Here is a 15,416-nt window from a genome sequence, read left to right on the forward strand (position 1 = left end):
AAAGAAAAAAGAACTAATTAGTCATTAATGATTGAAATTGTATTATTGAATTCGAGACTGTGATTTTGTTTCCCTTTAAGGGTCTTAAGTGAGAAATTTATATTGTAATGAACCCCATCAGTAGATGAAATATTTGGCTTTAATGTCTCAGAAGCGCTGCCGGTGCAGCTATTCGTCACTAGGGAAATGCTATTGTTCGTCAGTTGAATAGCATTTCCTTTGATTTGAACTTGTTTGTTAATAAAACCAGTTTGAGATAACGGAATATTCTTCTTACTGATATAAGACTCAACTACTCCGTTTTTACAGGATTGTGAAAATACAGCCTCGGATTTTTTAGCTATAAACAATTCCGAAATCAAACTTGCCATAATAAGGTCAGCCTCATCCCTTAATTCAGTTTCAACTTTGGTTCTTTGATAATTCGAATAGCCTTGAAACAGAACAGAATAAGCAAGCGCAGCTATGATGCTGAAAATTACTATAGTAGCTAATAATTCAACTAGCGTAATACCTTTTTCCTCTTTCATTTTATTTGCCATATGAAACATATCCTTCCACGGAACTTGAAACTTTTGATTTTACTGCTTCAACTGTTACCACCACTTCTAATAAAGACAAAGTTTTATCCGGATCACTTTGTTTTACTTTCACTATGACATTGTATGATTTGCCATTGATTGGAGTGGGTGCAGGAGTTACTGGAATAACCTTGCACTTTTTTCCTGATTCTAATGGTTGGCATGCGGATGTTGTAAGAGTAGGTGGAAGAGCCCCTAAAAATTCACTCGGCGAGGCTTGAATTCTCTCTAAATAAGCATCTGCCAAATTAATAACTACTAATTTCTCACTATTATGTACGGCCGCCTTGTTCGTATTCGCAAATACCGCCATAAAACTCATCAGCAAAATTGAAATAATTACAAGAGAAGCCAACACCTCAACTAACGTAAATCCTTGCTCATTCTTCATATGACACCTCTTATATCTTTTAATTAGGAATATGTATAAAGTAATGGTTTAAAACTTTAATTATTAAAACTTACTGTTATTTATACCATTTTCCTAGTATGATGACTATATTATCCTTAATATTAACTCAAATGGACCTAGTAAATAAGGATTAATTAATATTTTTTCAAACCTGCTATTATTTATACCATTTATCTTGTATTATAACTATAAAAGATTAGTTGGGAACTACTAATATGAATCCTTTATTTAACATTTTTTAAGGAAATACAGGGAACTTGAGATTTTAAGAAAATAAAGTAATTGTCTAGAAAACTATCTATAGAAAACAGGAGGCTAAACAAATGATCCGAATCCTAATTTTAATCATTGCCGTGGCAGTCGTATTTGCAGTAGCAATGTTAGTTTTAAAAGCCATTCCACAAAAAAGAAAAACGATTGTCCTGGGAAGCGGGGCTGCCGCAGCAGTAATTGCTGTTTTTATGCAATTTTCTTTTCCGCTGTATTTATCGCTCTTGGCAATCGTCGCCGTGTCGCTTTTAGGTGCACTTGTATATATGAAGGTTTTGGAAAAAGAAGAGCTGGAAAATCAGCGTTTGCTTGAAGAGAAAAGAGCACGCAAGCAAGTGAGGAATCCTAGCCAACCCGAAGCGGCTGCTGAACTTGTGGAAGAAAAGCCAATGATTAAAACGACAGGCATGCAAACAATCACTGTGGTCAAGGAGGAACAAGAAGTTGGATAATAAAGTTTTTGGACTGATTTTTTTGGCAATAATGTCTTCAGCACTCTTGTTTTTTGGAGTCGCAAACGCCGGAGCAGCTGCAGTTGATAAATGGCTATTTCCGACTGAAACCTTCGGCGAGCATACATATATCGGCACGACAGACGTTTCCAATATGGAAGTGGCCAGTGCGATGGCTCAGTTTTCCGGAAATGCAGAAGCATGGAAGCAAACGGCCGAATTGCTGGTAACTTACCAAGATGCTACAGCGAGCTATCCTTTAGATAATGCAGAAATTTTAACGGAAGATACGGCAGCACAAGCCGTATCGGGTTCGCAAAACAATTTGATCTACCAATTGTCGAATGAAACAACCGAAGCGTTTTTAATAGAACAATTCCCTGTAACGGAATTCTCGGCTGCAGAAGTTGACTCTGTGACAACGAAACTGGAACAAGCGCTTCAATCAAATCTGGAAAAAACCCACGTAACTATCAGTGACGATTCGCTGTCGGTCAATCGGGAGGTAGTTTCGGAAACATCGATTGACTATCAATTAAAAAGTGCCGGAGTAAATGATTTGCTTGATGCTTTAAACGAATTGCAAATTGCTCCGGAATCTAAATTCTCATTTTTGGATTTTATTGCGGAGATGAATCTTGGAGAAATTACCGATCAGGAACTGACCGAAATCGCTTCAACGATCTATTCCTCGGTTCTGCAAACGAATTTCTCAATTGACGAACGCAGTATTGGAACATCGGCGCCAAAGTCCATTCCGCTTGGGCAAGAAGCAGTCATCAATCGTGCTTTAGGTGTGGATTTGGTTTTTACCAATCCAAATTCAAGTTCGTTTACATTAAATATTGATAAGCAAGGAGATTCATTGAAAGCTTCGCTTAGCGGGTTTCCATTCGTATACGCATATGACGTAAAAGTGGGAAGCGAAGAAAAGGTGAAGCCGCGCTTAGTGAAACAATTTAGTGCGTTTGCATCAAGTGGAACTACGGTTCAAGAAGAAGGCAGCGAAGGAGTGCGAGTGAAAGTGCTTCGTACGGTTGTTGCTGATGGGGAAGAATTGAAAGTTGAAACGGTCTCCACTGACTTTTATCCACCGGTACATCGAATTGAAGTTTACCCATTAACTGCTGCGGCAGACGAAACAGCTCCTGTTGCCCCGGGCAGTACAACAACAGGTGGGACAGTAACTGGAGATGGCCAAACTTCAACTACTCCGGCGGTTCCAGGTACAACTGACCCGACCAACCCAAATACTGTAATTCCAGGAACAACAAATCCAGACACAACTACACCAGACACGGACACGGCAACGGATCCGACGGGAACAGACACAGGAACTGCAGATAAAGATAAAGGCGGTACTACTCCTAACTCAGATAACAAACCGGAGCCAAGTGAACCCGAGTACGATAAAGGCGGAAATTTAATTACCCCTTGATCGGTTTTGAGGAGGAAAAAAGATTGGCGAAAATACGTAAACGGCTAGGAGATATTCTAGTAGAGCATGGTTTATTGACAGAAAATGATTTGTTAGAAGCGTTGCAAACCAAAAAGCCGGAACAAAAAATAGGGGATGCCCTTCTTGAAAAAGGGCTGATCACTGAGCAGCAATTGATTGAAACGTTGGAAGTTCAGTTAGGCATACCCCACGTTTCGCTTTTCCGTTATCCATTTGACCGCAACTTATTTAACATGGTGCCGAAAGAAATCGCGAAGCGGAATCAATTGGTTCCCTTGAAAATAGAAGGCGATAAATTATTCATCGCCATGACCAACCCGATGGACTTTATAACCATCGACGATCTTAGGCTGATGACGGGATTCCACATTCAGCCGGCCATCGCTTCTAAAGAAGATGTCATGAAAACAATTGCGAAATATTACGACGAAGAGTCGTTTGACGATTTGATTGGGGAAATGCCCCAAACGCAGCAAGAACAGCAGGAAGAGATGGGGGACTTGGACGCACCAATCGTCCGTTTGGTCAATCAAATTCTTTCGAATGCTGTTTCTTTAAAGGCAAGCGACGTCCATTTCGACCCTCAAGAAAACCGGGTTCTTGTCCGCTACCGCATTGATGGCTCTTTGAGAACCGAGAAAATCTTGCCAAAAGCGATGCAAGGCATGATTACCGCGCGGATTAAAATCTTAGCAAACTTGGACATTACCGAAAATCGGATTCCGCAAGATGGCCGGATCAAGACACACGTTGATACGCGCGCGATTGACTTGCGAGTTTCATCCTTGCCAACCGTATACGGCGAGAAAATCGTTATGCGGATTTTGGACTTGAGCGCAAACTTGACGGATATTTCAAAACTCGGCTTTAACGATTTGAACATGAAACGATTTATGAACGAAATCGACAAGCCGAACGGAATTATTCTGATTTCTGGCCCGACCGGTTCCGGAAAGTCGTCAACTTTATACGCAGCTCTCAACAAATTAAACAATGAAGAAGTCAACATCATTACTGTTGAAGATCCGGTTGAATACCAGCTCGAAGGCATCAACCAAATCCAAGTGAATACAAACGTCGGATTGACGTTTGCGGCAGGGCTTCGTTCAATCCTTCGGCAGGATCCCGATATCGTTATGGTAGGGGAAATCCGGGATAAAGAAACGGCCGATATCTCGATCCGTGCTTCCTTAACCGGACATTTAGTTTTGAGCACTATTCACACGAATGACTCGATTGCTTCTGTTACGCGATTAATGGATATGGGAATTGAACCATTCTTAGTCACAGCGTCTTTAAATGCCGTAGTCGCGCAGCGATTAATCCGTAAAGTGTGCCGGGATTGCCGGGAAATCCAAGAACCGACTCAGCGCGAACAAGAAATTTTCGCAAAACGCGGTTTAACGATAGAGAAAATTTCTCGCGGAAAAGGCTGCTCGCAATGCAATATGACGGGCTACCGGGGCCGTATGGCAATCCACGAAGTGCTGGTTGTGGATGAAGCGATCAAAGACATCATTAACCGAAACGGCACAGCAGCTGAAATTCGCGAAATTGCTGTTCAAAACAAGACGATTTTCCTCATTGACGATGGGCTATTAAAAGTGAAGGAGGGCATGACAACGACCGAAGAAGTGTTGCGCGTTGCCATGACAGATTAAACCTATGATATCGACAACTTTTATCGATGAAGTTTTAACAGCAGCCAATAAATTAGGCGTTTCGGATATTCATTTAACTGCCGGAATTCCTCCAGTTTTCCGAATGAATGGCGAATTGCGCCGCTATGGAGACCAAATCGTCACTCCGGACCAAACGAAAGAAATCAGCAAAGCGCTGATTCCTGAAAAAGCCTGGGAAGCCTTTGTTTTAAAAGGCGAGATGGATTACTCCTATTCGCTCCCAGGAGTCGCTCGTTTCCGGGTCAACTCGTTTCAGCAGCGCGGTTCGGTATCGCATGCCTTCCGGACCATTTCTGCTGGCGTTCCTACTATTAACCAGTTAAAAATGCCTGCTATTTTAAAAGAACTGGCTGAAACGCATCAAGGGTTGATTTTGGTTACTGGCCCGACAGGTTCCGGGAAATCGACGACGCTTGCGGCCATGATCCGTCATATTAATGAAGAAATGTCTCGACATATCATCACGTTAGAAGATCCGATTGAATATCTGCATAAGCACGGAAATTCAATTATCAACCAACGTGAAATCGGATTTGACACCAATTCCTTTGCAAATGGATTGCGTGCGGCGTTGCGGCAAGATCCCGATGTCATATTAGTTGGGGAAATGCGGGACTTGGAAACGATCACAACCGCTATTACTGCAGCTGAAACGGGCCACTTGGTTATGGCAACGCTCCATACATCCAGTGCCGCTTCTACGATAGAACGGATCATTGATGTGTTTCCTGCTGGCCAACAAGCTCAAGTCCGCACACAGCTTGGCGGTGTATTAAAAGCGGTAGTATCTCAGCGCTTATTGCCGACATCTGACGGCAAAGGCCGTGTAGCTGCGACGGAAATCATGATTAACAACACCGCCATTGCCAATTTAATCCGCACCGAAAAAGTGCACCAAATTCCAAACGTGATATTGACAAACCGTGCGCAAGGGATGCATATGATGTCGACGTCGGTCCAGGAACTTTTGACCAGCGGGAAAATCACACGCCAAACAGCTCACCCTTATTTGAAAGGGGAAGGATAATTTGGGCCGTTTTAAATACGAAGGGCGCGATACGAAAAGTATAAGAACGGGCGTCATGACCGCAGGCAATAGGCGTGAAGCCATTATTAAGCTGCGCGATGAAGGCATTAAAGTCATTGATATAAAAGAAATTGAAACAACAACGCTCCAAAAAGACATCAACATCGGGAATCCGGTAAAACGCGATCATTTCATCATGTTCTTGCGCCAATTTTCGACATTGATGCGGGCAGGGGTGACAATTGTCGATACCGTACGCATTCTTTCGCAGCAAGTTGAGTCTAAGGCGTTAAGCAAAGCATTGGCGACAGTTGAGGATGAATTAAGAAAAGGGAATTCGCTTTCCAATTCATTGGCAAAATATCCGAAGATTTTTGAACCGTTGACGATCAACTTGATCAAGGCTGGAGAAATGTCCGGGAATATTGATGAGTCCTTGGACCGGCTAGCAACGCATTACGATAAAGCATATCAAACGAGGCAAAAAGTAGTTTCAGCACTTTCATATCCAGTAGTTGTTGGGGTATTAGCAATCGGCGTTGTTATTTTTCTTTTAGCAACGATTGTCCCGATGTTTGTTGAAATGTTTGAAGGCTTTGGTGGAGAACTTCCATTACTTACGCAGTTGGTCATGATGGGAAGTGATTTAACTTTGGACTATTGGTATTTAATTGTTTTATCAGTTCTCCTGATTATGGGTGTAATCTGGGTAATGAAGCGGAATGAAAAAGGCAGGATGATATTGGATACGTTGCTTTTGCGTATGCCAATCTTCGGAAAAATCATTAAAAAATCAGCGTTGGCAAGACTTACTAGAACGTTAAGTTCATTGTTTTCAAGTTCTGTCCCAATCTTGCAGGCAATGACTATGGTGGAAAAAGTAGTAGACAATGCCGTCATGTCCAAAGTCATCCTTGCTTCCAGAGATTCTTTGGAACGAGGCGGCTCTTTAACAGAACCAATGAAAAATCATTGGGCATTTCCACCGCTCATACCACATATGATTTCGATTGGAGAACAAACTGGATCTTTGGATCATATGCTGCTTAAAGTTGCGGAGTTTTATGAGCAAGAAGTGGAAGCGGAAACAGATCGAATGAAAGCGTTGATAGAACCACTGATGATTGTTGTGTTAGCTGCTTTGGTTGGGACTATTGTCTTATCGATAATGCTTCCTATGTTCGAAATGTTCAACAATGTAGATAATTTATAACTAAAACAATAAAAATAAATATTAAAAATCAAAGATTCTTCTATTGATTAATCTAAGACTATTGATATAATTAAGCTGTACTAAAGAAGTTCTAAATTTATGGAAAATACAGGAGGAATAAAGATGAAGAAGTTTATGCAGAAAAAATTAAAAGAACAAAAAGGGATGACGTTGATCGAGCTTTTAGCAGTAATCGTAATTTTAGCGATCATTGCTGCAATTGCAATTCCAGCGATTGGGAATATTATTGAAAATAGCCGTTATAGTGCAGTTAAGTCAGATGGATTGAATGTAATCGCTGCTGCACAAATGTATTACACAGAAAATGCTGATAAAGCTACAGTTACAGTTGCCGACTTGAAAACAGCTGGCTTTTTAGAAACAACAGGAAAAATTGCTTCTGGGACTGTCGCTAAACCTGCAACCGCCGGATCTACTGGAGCATTAACTTTAACAGCTGGCCCTTTTAAATTTTCTGGCGAAAAAACAATTGAGTTTAAGAATGCTACAGTTGAATTAATTAATAACGATCCAACTAAAGGTAGTGCAGTCGTAACCACCAAAGTTATCGGTTCATAAAGTTTAAAGGATTTTAATAATTTTTATAGGAGCTGAAAAAATGGCCTTGTCGTTTTTGTCGAAAAAAGCGCGTGTCGTGACAATTACAATAGAAGAAGATGCTATCCGGTATGTAGAGCTAAAAACTACAGAACCGCTTCAATTAAGCCGTGCGGAAGAGATTGCTCTTCCGTCAGGCATCATTGTAGATGGCGAAATTGTCAAGGCGGAAGCGCTTGAATCGATACTCGATGAGGCTGTCAATCAGTGGGGTCTCTCTAAGAAGTCAGTCCGATTCCTCGCCCCTGACGAATTCGTTATCATCCGCAAAGTACCATTCCCTCAAGATGTAAAAGCCGATGAACTGAAAGGCCATTTCTTCATTGAAATCGGCTCGACGCTTTATTTGCCATTCGAAGACCCGGTTTTCGATGTTGTACCATACAACGCTGATACGGAAGCGATCATCATCGCTTCAAAAGAATCGGTAATCCAGTCGTACGAACGATTGTTTGACCACGCCAAACTAAAAGCGGCTGTTGCTGATATTACCCCGCTTGCTTTGTATCGCCTGGCTTACGCGCAGCATAATTTTTCAGAAGACGAACATATTATGATGCTTGATTTGCAGGCGAAAAAAATGACGGTATCCATTTTCCATGAACACCATCCGTTATTTATGCGTTCAGTTGATCTTGATTTAGGATTGGATATTGCTTCCGATCCAGAAGAGATTATGGAAATGATTGAAACCGAAGCTGAAAAGCTGGGGAACTTCTACCGCTATAATATGAATGCCGGCGATTTTGGCATTACCCAAGTTGTTGTTAACGGCACGTTTGACGAGTGGAAAGTGTTTCAAGCTCGCATGGAGTCCCGTTTTTCTGTCCCAGTTTTGCCTATCGCTTTAAAACCCATTCCTTCCGAACAATCGGCAAACGTGCCCGCGCGTTTCAACCGTGCCATCGGTTTAGCCCTGAAAGAGGTGTAACCCAATGTTAGTAGATATTAACTTATTGCCGCAGAAAGAACGGGACCGTCCTGTTATGCTTTTTGCGGCGCTTGGAATTTTAGTGGTTGCTATTCTCATATGGGCTATCTTTTTCTTTATGTCACAATCTCAAACTAACGAACAAACGAAAATCAATGCGGAAGCTTCTCAAGTGGCAGTAGAACAAGCCGCAATACGCGAACAATTGGAAGCGTCTGTCGGCATGAACGAGGAACAGCAATTGAAAGCGACTGTTGATTGGGCGGAAGGCTATCAATTTGATACCATTCCTTTATTGAAAGATTTGGTTTCACGGCTTCCGGAACGCGGATTTTTCGATTCGTTCTCATTTACGAAACCAAATGAAGGCGTTTTGACGATCCAATTCGATACAGCTCGGGAAGCAGCTTATTACTTAACGCAATTAAAAGCTTCGGAATTATTGGCATCTGTAAAATTAGATTCTGTTACAAATGAAGAATTAACTTTAGCTGAAGATGAAACGGATGAAGATTTGGATACTGATGAAGAAAAAATCATCGAAAATCCGCGTTATTTAGCGACGTATAGCTTGGTATATGTGGATAACCGCATCCCTGCAGAAGGTACAGCAGAAGGTGAAGTTGTGGAAACGCCAACTACAGAAGTGCCTGCGGCTGATGCACCAACAGAAGCTCCAGCAACAGAAACACCAGCAGAAGAGCCGCCAGCAGTTGACGCTGCTGCTCCAACAGAAACGGAAGGTGCCGCGCAATGAGCAATTTAACAAAACGCCAAAAAGAAATTGGCTTAGTGGTACTGACGGTTCTTTTACTGTTGGGAAGTGCGGCTTATTCGTATTTCTCGCTTTATGCACCAGCACGGGATGCGCGCGTTCAATCTGAGCAGCTTTTAAGTTCTGAAAAAGAAGTGTTGATTGCACTTCAAGCCCAGCAAAAATCAACGCCGCCAACTGAAAAAATCAGCACGAGCACGCTGCAGCAAAAAGTTTCCGTTGAGCCGTTGACCGATTTAATCTTGCTTCAAATCGAGCAAGCGGAGTTGATTTCGGGAACGCTTGTGACTGCGATTAATTTTGCGGAAGGCCCGATGCAGCTTTTGCAGCCGGTTGAAGGCTTGGAAAACCTGCAGGAAGTGTTGACGACTGTTGAATTCAATGCGAAAGATTACAAAGGCATCACTGCCTTTATTAAAGAAATCGAAGCGATGAAACGCATCATGATCGTCGATTCGATCGATTTTGCAGCAAATCCGGAAGTGACGGAAGAAGTTCAAGAAAATGAACCATTGACCGTTTCGGTCCAATTTTCCGCCTTTTTCCGCCCTGACCTGATTCAATTGCAAGATACTTTGCCAAAAGTCGATTCTCCGTCGCCTGCGAAAAAGCAGAACCCGCTGCCGCAAAACGATGGCACGGATCTTGTGGTTTCTGGTGAAGATGAGGAAGAAGAAGTGGAAACAACAACCGTAACACCTTCATCAGAAACAACCACTACTACGGCAACGCCGGAAGCAGGAACAACTACAGCAACACCTGCAGAAGGGGCAACTACGGCACCAGTGGCTCCTGAAACAGAAGTGGAAACAGAAGAAGATAAAGCCACTCAAGATGAAGTTTCTTCGGTCGAACAGGAAACCGAAGCGCAAGTTGCGGGCGTTTCTACTGAAAAAATTCATCAAATAGCAGCAGGCGACACGCTTTCTGCTATTTCGGTTGAGTATTTTGGCAATGACGGGTATGTGGCGCTTCTCCAAGAAGCGAACAACCTGGAGGACAGCTCGCTAATTTTAGCGGGCACTGATTTGATTATTCCTGCGCTTTCTTAATATTCTTTGGTTTGTATTACTATATAAAGGGGTCACTATGACTATTACATACGCTGTTTTCTTTTTTATATTCGGGCTTGTTTTCGGTTCATTCTTTAATGTGGTAGGCCTCCGTGTACCTAAAAAAGAGTCGATCGCTTATCCTCCGTCCCATTGCACAAATTGCAACCGCCAGTTGACGGCGCTTGATTTGGTGCCAGTTTTGTCGTTTTTATTTTTAAGAGGTAAATGCCGCACTTGCGGTTCGAAAATTCACTGGGTCTATCCGTTGATGGAATTTATCACGGGGAGTTTGTTTGCGCTGTCGTTTTTGCATTTCGGGTTTACGCCGGAATTGATCATCGCGATTCTTTTTGTCTCACTGCTCGTCATCATCACCGTTTCGGACATTGCGTACATGCTGATACCGGATAAAGTGCTGCTGCCGTTTGCTGCAGTGTTATTAGTGCTGCGTTTTTTTATTCCGCTCGATCCGTGGTGGAATAGTTTGCTTGGTGCGGTCGTTGGTTTCTCGCTGTTGTTTTTAATCGCGATTATTTCAAAAGGCGGCATGGGCGGCGGCGACATCAAATTGTTCTTTGCCATCGGCCTCGTACTCGGTGCGAGCGGCTCGCTCCTGACGTTGTTTTTTGCTTCGCTTATCGGCGCGATTGCTGGAATTGTCCAAATGCGCATCAAGAAACAAGGGCGAAAGACGCCTGTGCCGTTCGGGCCGTCGATTGCGCTCGGTTCGTTGATCGTCTATTTTTACGGAAATGCTGTATTGGATTGGTATTTTAATATTTTGGGATGAACTATTGGTTTTTTCCTGTTTATTTGAGTTGCTGAATTTTCAACAGGCAGCTCTGCTTTCCTATGCCTAAATAAATTCTTTGCCGTTTGCTTCTACAGGCATCTGATCCATAAGTTTAAATATTTTTTTAAAAGCCGCCGCCATCGCTTTCTATAAAAATTGCCACATCAAAAATGATTTTTGGTCCGGAGATAATCCGCCAAAAATCATTTTTCGCGTTTCAGAGACAATTTTCAATCTGCAGCGAATTGGGTATGATGCAATAAAAAGGAGGAATACATAATGAAATTTACCGCTAACCACGAAATTGTTCTCGCATCTCAATCACCACGCCGTAAAGAGCTCTTACAGACGCTCGGCCTTGCGTTTCAAACGGTGCCAAGCACAAAGGACGAACCGGACCCAGCGGGCTTTAAAACGGCGATGGGCTACGTAATCGAATGCGCGGCGCAAAAAGCGAAAGAAGTGGCGAAAAAGCATCGCAGTGCTGTGGTCATTGGATCGGATACGATCGTTGTATTGGATGGCGAAATTTTGCTGAAGCCGAAAGACAAAGCGCAAGCCATGCAATTTTTACACAAGTTGTCAGGGAGAAGCCATGACGTGATTACGGCGATTACAGTGCTGTATGGCAAAGAAGAAATGTCGTTCTATGAACTTGCCAAAGTGACATTTTTTGAGCTTTCGGAAGAGTGGATTGAAGCCTACACCGATACAAGCGATCCGTACGATAAAGCAGGCGCATACGGCATCCAAACGGCTTCCAAGTTATTCGTAGAAAAAATAAATGGAGATTACAACACAGTCGTCGGCTTGCCGATTGCAAGCCTTGCGCAAAAACTAGCGCAAGCAGGCTATATTTCACTGGAAAAGAGCCAAGTCCAATGCTGACGGAGCAGACACTGATGATCCGGGATGTCCATGTTGCCGACCGGCCGCGTGAACGGCTAGTCAACCAAGGAGCTACTAGCCTTTCAAACCAAGAGCTGCTCGCGATTTTATTGCGTACGGGCACGAAGCAAGAGTCCGTGCTGCTGTTAGCCAATCGCTTACTGACGCATTTCGAGCAAATTCAGCAGCTGAAAGACGCGACCATTGAAGAAATGACAGCCATCAAAGGCATCGGCCAAGCTAAGGCGGTCCAACTCTTGGCCGCCGTAGAACTTGGGCGGCGCTTATCCTCGAAGCAAACCGATGTCAAGTTCACAATCCGTTCTCCAAAAGATGCCGCCTCTTATTTGATGGCGGACATGACTTCACTCAAACAGGAACATTTCGTCGTGTTGTTTTTAAATATTAAAAATCAAGTGATGCACCGGCAGACGATTTTTGTCGGCAGTTTAAATGCCTCAATCGTTCATCCACGGGAAATTTTCAGGGAAGCCGTCAGGAGGTCGGCCGCTTCGATTGTCTGCGCGCACAACCATCCGTCTGGGAACCCGGCCCCATCTCCAGAAGACATTGACGTGACCAAGCGTTTAATGGAAGCAGGAAGCATCATAGGCATTGAACTTTTGGACCATGTGATCATAGGGGACCATCAGTTCACATCTTTGAAAGAAAAGGGATATATGTAGTACTGTTTATTTCTCTTCGTATCGTCTATAATAAAAAGTATTGTGCAAACTCTATGGCTTATAGGCATATACAGAAGGGAAGAATTCACGTGTTTGGAATTGGATCAAAAGATGTAGGAATTGACTTAGGTACTGCAAATACACTGGTTTTTATTAAAAATAAGGGGATCGTTCTTCGCGAACCGTCCGTTGTAGCAAAAAACACACATACGGGTGAAATTGTAGCTGTCGGAAACGATGCGCGCAATATGATCGGCCGTACTCCAGGATCGATCGTGGCGATCCGTCCGATGAGAGATGGCGTTATCGCAGATTACGATACGACCACTGCAATGATCCAATACTATTTGAAAGAAGCAATGAAAGCAGCAGGCGGCGCTTGGAAAAAACCAAGTGTTATGGTTTGTGTTCCTTTTGGCATTACTTCTGTCGAACAGCGTGCTATTATTGATGCGTCACGCCAAGCCGGCGCACGCGAAGCATTCACCATTGAAGAACCGTTTGCGGCGGCAATCGGCGCTAATTTGCCTGTTTGGGAACCTATGGGCAGCATGGTCGTCGATATTGGTGGCGGAACTACAGAAGTAGCAGTCATTTCACTTGGAGGAATCGTAACTAGCGAATCAATCCGAGTGGCAGGCGATGCGATGGATGTTGCCATTAGCCAATACATTCGCAAAACGTATAACTTAACGATTGGCGAGCGCACAGCCGAAGCGATTAAAATTGAAATCGGTTCAGCTAAAGTTTCAACGGACGCTGAGAAAAACATGAAAATGGACATTCGCGGCCGCGATTTGTTGACGGGGCTGCCGAAAACCATTGAAATTTCATCTGAAGAAATTGCAGATGCGTTGAAAGAAGCAGTAGCTGCGATTGTTGAAGGCGTGAAAAAGACGCTTGAAACGACACCGCCGGAATTGTCGGCAGATGTCATGGAACGCGGCATCGTCCTTACCGGAGGCGGAGCGCTGCTGAAAAACTTGGACAAAGTGATCGCTCAAGAAACGATGATGCCTGTTATCATCGCGGATGATCCGTTAGACTGTGTTGCAATTGGTACTGGCAAAGCGTTAGACAACATTGATCAAATTCGTCGCCTGCAATCACAGAAATAAGGAGGATTGCCGTAATGCCATCGTTTTTTTCGAACAAGCGGCTTATCTTGCTGCTTTTGGGCGTCATCCTGCTCGTTGCCTTGATTTCGTATTCTCTTCGAGACCGCGACAATGTGTCGCTGCCGGAGCAAGTCATAAAAGATGCAGTGGGCGTCGGGCAATCGATTTTTTCGGGCCCATCCCATTTTGTAACTGGAATTTTTGATAACGTTGATTCACTCTTAAATACATATGAGGAAAATCAGCACTTAAAGGCGCGCTTGGAAGAGTTTGCCGGCGTGCAAGCCGAAGTGACGGATTTGCGCTCAGAAAATAGCGAGCTAAAAGAACTTGTCGGCAAACAAGAAGACCTTCGGGACTTTAATCCAATCCAAGCAACGGTCATCGCCCGCAATCCCGATCAATGGGAAGAAAAAATTATATTGAATAAAGGCACATCGAGCGGCGTTAAAAAAGACATGGCCGTGATGACTGCGCAAGGACTGATCGGCAAAGTCACGTTAACGACGTCATTCACGTCGACCGTCGAGTTGATTTCCACGCAAAACCCGAATTACCGGGTTTCTGCGATGGTGCTCGGCGGCAAGCAAGATGTTTACGGATTGATAGAAGGCTACGATCCGGAACGCCGGGAACTTCTATTGAAACGCATCGATGCTGACATTGATTTAAAAGAAGGCCAGCAAGTCGTTTCGAGTGGACTCGGAGGAATTTTCCCGAAAGGTTTGCTGATTGGGGAAATTACCGAAATCGAAATTGATGAGTTTGGATTGACGAAACTCGCGTATATCAAACCGGCCGCTGAATTTTCATTGCTGAACCACGTCATGATCGCTGACCGGGTGATGCCTGATGCGAACGGGGAAGACAATGGGAAAACGGAAGAAGCGGGAGATGATGGATCATGATTCGTCTCCTGATTCCGTTGATCAGCATCGCCTTATTTTTCATGGAGCCGATTTTTGGGTTGTTTTCGCCGCTGCAGCTTGATGGCGGCTATTATTACATCGTTCCCCGTTTCCTTATCATGTTTTTGATTTTTGTGGCCGTTTATTACGACATGAAGCATGCAGTCTATTACGGATTATTTTTCGGGCTCTTGTATGATGTGTTTTTCATTGATATTATTGGATTATATTCTTTTTTGTATCCTGCCATCTGTTTGATCGCAGGGTATATCGTAAAGTCGATACACCGCCATTTGTTGGTGACTACGGTCCTGACGCTTGTTCTGACGGCATTGTTCGAATTCGTACTTTATCAGTTTTTTAGATTTATATCACTCGTCTCAATGCCGTTGGATGAATTTTTGAGCACCCGTTTGCTTCCGACGATGATTGCAAATTCGTTGTTTTTGCTGTTGCTCGGATGGGTGTTTAAAACAGTTATCGATGCTCGTTTAATCGAGCGGGAAAAAAACCCAAGGTTATCTTAATGAAAGCGCAGGTGTCACATT

At 43.4% G+C, this 15,416-nt stretch carries 17 protein-coding genes; 15 read left to right on the forward strand and 2 right to left on the reverse strand.

What is annotated here, in order from left to right; all coding sequences use genetic code 11:
• Nucleotides 1-17 precede the first annotated feature (17 nt).
• The gene (locus ACRRQV_RS01080) at nt 18-542 is read right to left on the reverse strand and encodes a PulJ/GspJ family protein (RefSeq protein ID WP_432526776.1); all 525 of its coding nucleotides are present in this window, start codon (nt 540-542) and stop codon (nt 18-20) included.
• Nucleotides 532-972, reverse strand: a complete 441-nt coding sequence (locus ACRRQV_RS01085; RefSeq protein ID WP_432526778.1) for a type IV pilus modification PilV family protein — start codon at nt 970-972, stop codon at nt 532-534. The genes ACRRQV_RS01080 and ACRRQV_RS01085 overlap by 11 nt, the downstream gene beginning before the upstream one ends.
• A gap of 344 nt (nt 973-1,316) precedes the next feature.
• On the opposite strand from ACRRQV_RS01085, the gene ACRRQV_RS01090 reads away from it, so the two are divergent.
• From ACRRQV_RS01090 to mreD, 15 genes are all read left to right on the forward strand, one after another.
• A complete protein-coding gene (locus ACRRQV_RS01090) occupies nt 1,317-1,715 on the forward strand; it encodes a hypothetical protein (RefSeq protein ID WP_432526780.1) in 399 nt (132 codons plus the stop codon).
• Entirely contained in the window at nt 1,708-3,153 is a 1,446-nt protein-coding gene (locus ACRRQV_RS01095; protein WP_432526782.1) for a hypothetical protein, read from the forward strand. Before ACRRQV_RS01090 ends, ACRRQV_RS01095 begins: the two co-directional genes overlap by 8 nt.
• 23 nt (nt 3,154-3,176) lie before the next feature.
• The gene (locus ACRRQV_RS01100) at nt 3,177-4,835 is read left to right on the forward strand and encodes a GspE/PulE family protein (protein WP_432526784.1); all 1,659 of its coding nucleotides are present in this window, start codon (nt 3,177-3,179) and stop codon (nt 4,833-4,835) included.
• Between the two features lie 4 nt (nt 4,836-4,839).
• Nucleotides 4,840-5,883 (forward strand): type IV pilus twitching motility protein PilT, encoded by a 1,044-nt coding sequence (locus ACRRQV_RS01105; RefSeq protein WP_432526786.1) that lies wholly within the window; start codon nt 4,840-4,842, stop codon nt 5,881-5,883.
• A gap of 1 nt (nt 5,884) precedes the next feature.
• Nucleotides 5,885-7,096, forward strand: coding sequence for a type II secretion system F family protein (locus tag ACRRQV_RS01110; RefSeq protein WP_432526788.1), 1,212 nt, complete (start codon nt 5,885-5,887; stop codon nt 7,094-7,096).
• Nucleotides 7,097-7,219: 123 nt separating this feature from the next.
• A complete protein-coding gene (locus ACRRQV_RS01115) occupies nt 7,220-7,675 on the forward strand; it encodes a prepilin-type N-terminal cleavage/methylation domain-containing protein (protein WP_432526790.1) in 456 nt (151 codons plus the stop codon).
• Nucleotides 7,676-7,715: 40 nt separating this feature from the next.
• On the forward strand, nt 7,716-8,645 hold the full coding sequence (pilM, locus tag ACRRQV_RS01120) for a type IV pilus biogenesis protein PilM (RefSeq protein ID WP_432526792.1): 930 nt from the start codon (nt 7,716-7,718) through the stop codon (nt 8,643-8,645).
• Between the two features lie 4 nt (nt 8,646-8,649).
• A complete protein-coding gene (locus ACRRQV_RS01125; protein WP_432526794.1) occupies nt 8,650-9,402 on the forward strand; it encodes a PilN domain-containing protein in 753 nt (250 codons plus the stop codon).
• On the forward strand, nt 9,399-10,472 hold the full coding sequence (locus ACRRQV_RS01130; protein WP_432526796.1) for a LysM peptidoglycan-binding domain-containing protein: 1,074 nt from the start codon (nt 9,399-9,401) through the stop codon (nt 10,470-10,472). The genes ACRRQV_RS01125 and ACRRQV_RS01130 overlap by 4 nt, the downstream gene beginning before the upstream one ends.
• A 37-nt stretch (nt 10,473-10,509) precedes the next feature.
• Nucleotides 10,510-11,265, forward strand: a complete 756-nt coding sequence (locus tag ACRRQV_RS01135) for a prepilin peptidase (RefSeq protein WP_432526798.1) — start codon at nt 10,510-10,512, stop codon at nt 11,263-11,265.
• A gap of 282 nt (nt 11,266-11,547) precedes the next feature.
• Nucleotides 11,548-12,156: a Maf family protein gene (locus ACRRQV_RS01140; protein ID WP_432526800.1), complete on the forward strand. Its 609-nt coding sequence runs from the start codon at nt 11,548-11,550 to the stop codon at nt 12,154-12,156.
• Nucleotides 12,150-12,842, forward strand: coding sequence for a RadC family protein (radC, locus tag ACRRQV_RS01145; RefSeq protein ID WP_432526802.1), 693 nt, complete (start codon nt 12,150-12,152; stop codon nt 12,840-12,842). Before ACRRQV_RS01140 ends, radC begins: the two co-directional genes overlap by 7 nt.
• 89 nt (nt 12,843-12,931) lie before the next feature.
• Nucleotides 12,932-13,960 carry a rod shape-determining protein gene (locus ACRRQV_RS01150; protein WP_432526804.1) on the forward strand — a complete coding sequence of 343 codons (1,029 nt, stop codon included), beginning with the start codon at nt 12,932-12,934 and terminating at the stop codon, nt 13,958-13,960.
• Between the two features lie 14 nt (nt 13,961-13,974).
• On the forward strand, nt 13,975-14,868 hold the full coding sequence (gene mreC, locus ACRRQV_RS01155) for a rod shape-determining protein MreC (protein ID WP_432526806.1): 894 nt from the start codon (nt 13,975-13,977) through the stop codon (nt 14,866-14,868).
• Nucleotides 14,865-15,395, forward strand: a complete 531-nt coding sequence (mreD, locus tag ACRRQV_RS01160; RefSeq protein WP_432526808.1) for a rod shape-determining protein MreD — start codon at nt 14,865-14,867, stop codon at nt 15,393-15,395. The genes mreC and mreD overlap by 4 nt, the downstream gene beginning before the upstream one ends.
• Nucleotides 15,396-15,416: the final 21 nt, after the last annotated feature.

This window comes from Planococcus sp. YIM B11945, assembly GCF_050864155.1.
Lineage (GTDB): Bacteria > Bacillota > Bacilli > Bacillales_A > Planococcaceae > Planococcus.

Bases quoted from the DNA above. Each gene is read 5' to 3' on its own strand.
- ACRRQV_RS01090 (WP_432526780.1), top strand. From the start codon at position 1,317: ATGATCCGAATCCTAATTTTAATCATTGCCGTGGCAGTCGTATTTGCA.
- ACRRQV_RS01115 (WP_432526790.1), top strand. From the start codon at position 7,220: ATGAAGAAGTTTATGCAGAAAAAATTAAAAGAACAAAAAGGGATGACG.
- ACRRQV_RS01135 (WP_432526798.1), top strand. From the start codon at position 10,510: ATGACTATTACATACGCTGTTTTCTTTTTTATATTCGGGCTTGTTTTC.
- ACRRQV_RS01140 (WP_432526800.1), top strand. From the start codon at position 11,548: ATGAAATTTACCGCTAACCACGAAATTGTTCTCGCATCTCAATCACCA.
- mreC (WP_432526806.1), top strand. From the start codon at position 13,975: ATGCCATCGTTTTTTTCGAACAAGCGGCTTATCTTGCTGCTTTTGGGC.
- ACRRQV_RS01085 (WP_432526778.1), bottom strand. From the start codon at position 972: ATGAAGAATGAGCAAGGATTTACGTTAGTTGAGGTGTTGGCTTCTCTT.
- ACRRQV_RS01125 (WP_432526794.1), top strand. From the start codon at position 8,650: ATGTTAGTAGATATTAACTTATTGCCGCAGAAAGAACGGGACCGTCCT.
- radC (WP_432526802.1), top strand. From the start codon at position 12,150: ATGCTGACGGAGCAGACACTGATGATCCGGGATGTCCATGTTGCCGAC.
- ACRRQV_RS01105 (WP_432526786.1), top strand. From the start codon at position 4,840: ATGATATCGACAACTTTTATCGATGAAGTTTTAACAGCAGCCAATAAA.
- ACRRQV_RS01080 (WP_432526776.1), bottom strand. From the start codon at position 542: ATGGCAAATAAAATGAAAGAGGAAAAAGGTATTACGCTAGTTGAATTA.
- ACRRQV_RS01130 (WP_432526796.1), top strand. From the start codon at position 9,399: ATGAGCAATTTAACAAAACGCCAAAAAGAAATTGGCTTAGTGGTACTG.
- pilM (WP_432526792.1), top strand. From the start codon at position 7,716: ATGGCCTTGTCGTTTTTGTCGAAAAAAGCGCGTGTCGTGACAATTACA.
- mreD (WP_432526808.1), top strand. From the start codon at position 14,865: ATGATTCGTCTCCTGATTCCGTTGATCAGCATCGCCTTATTTTTCATG.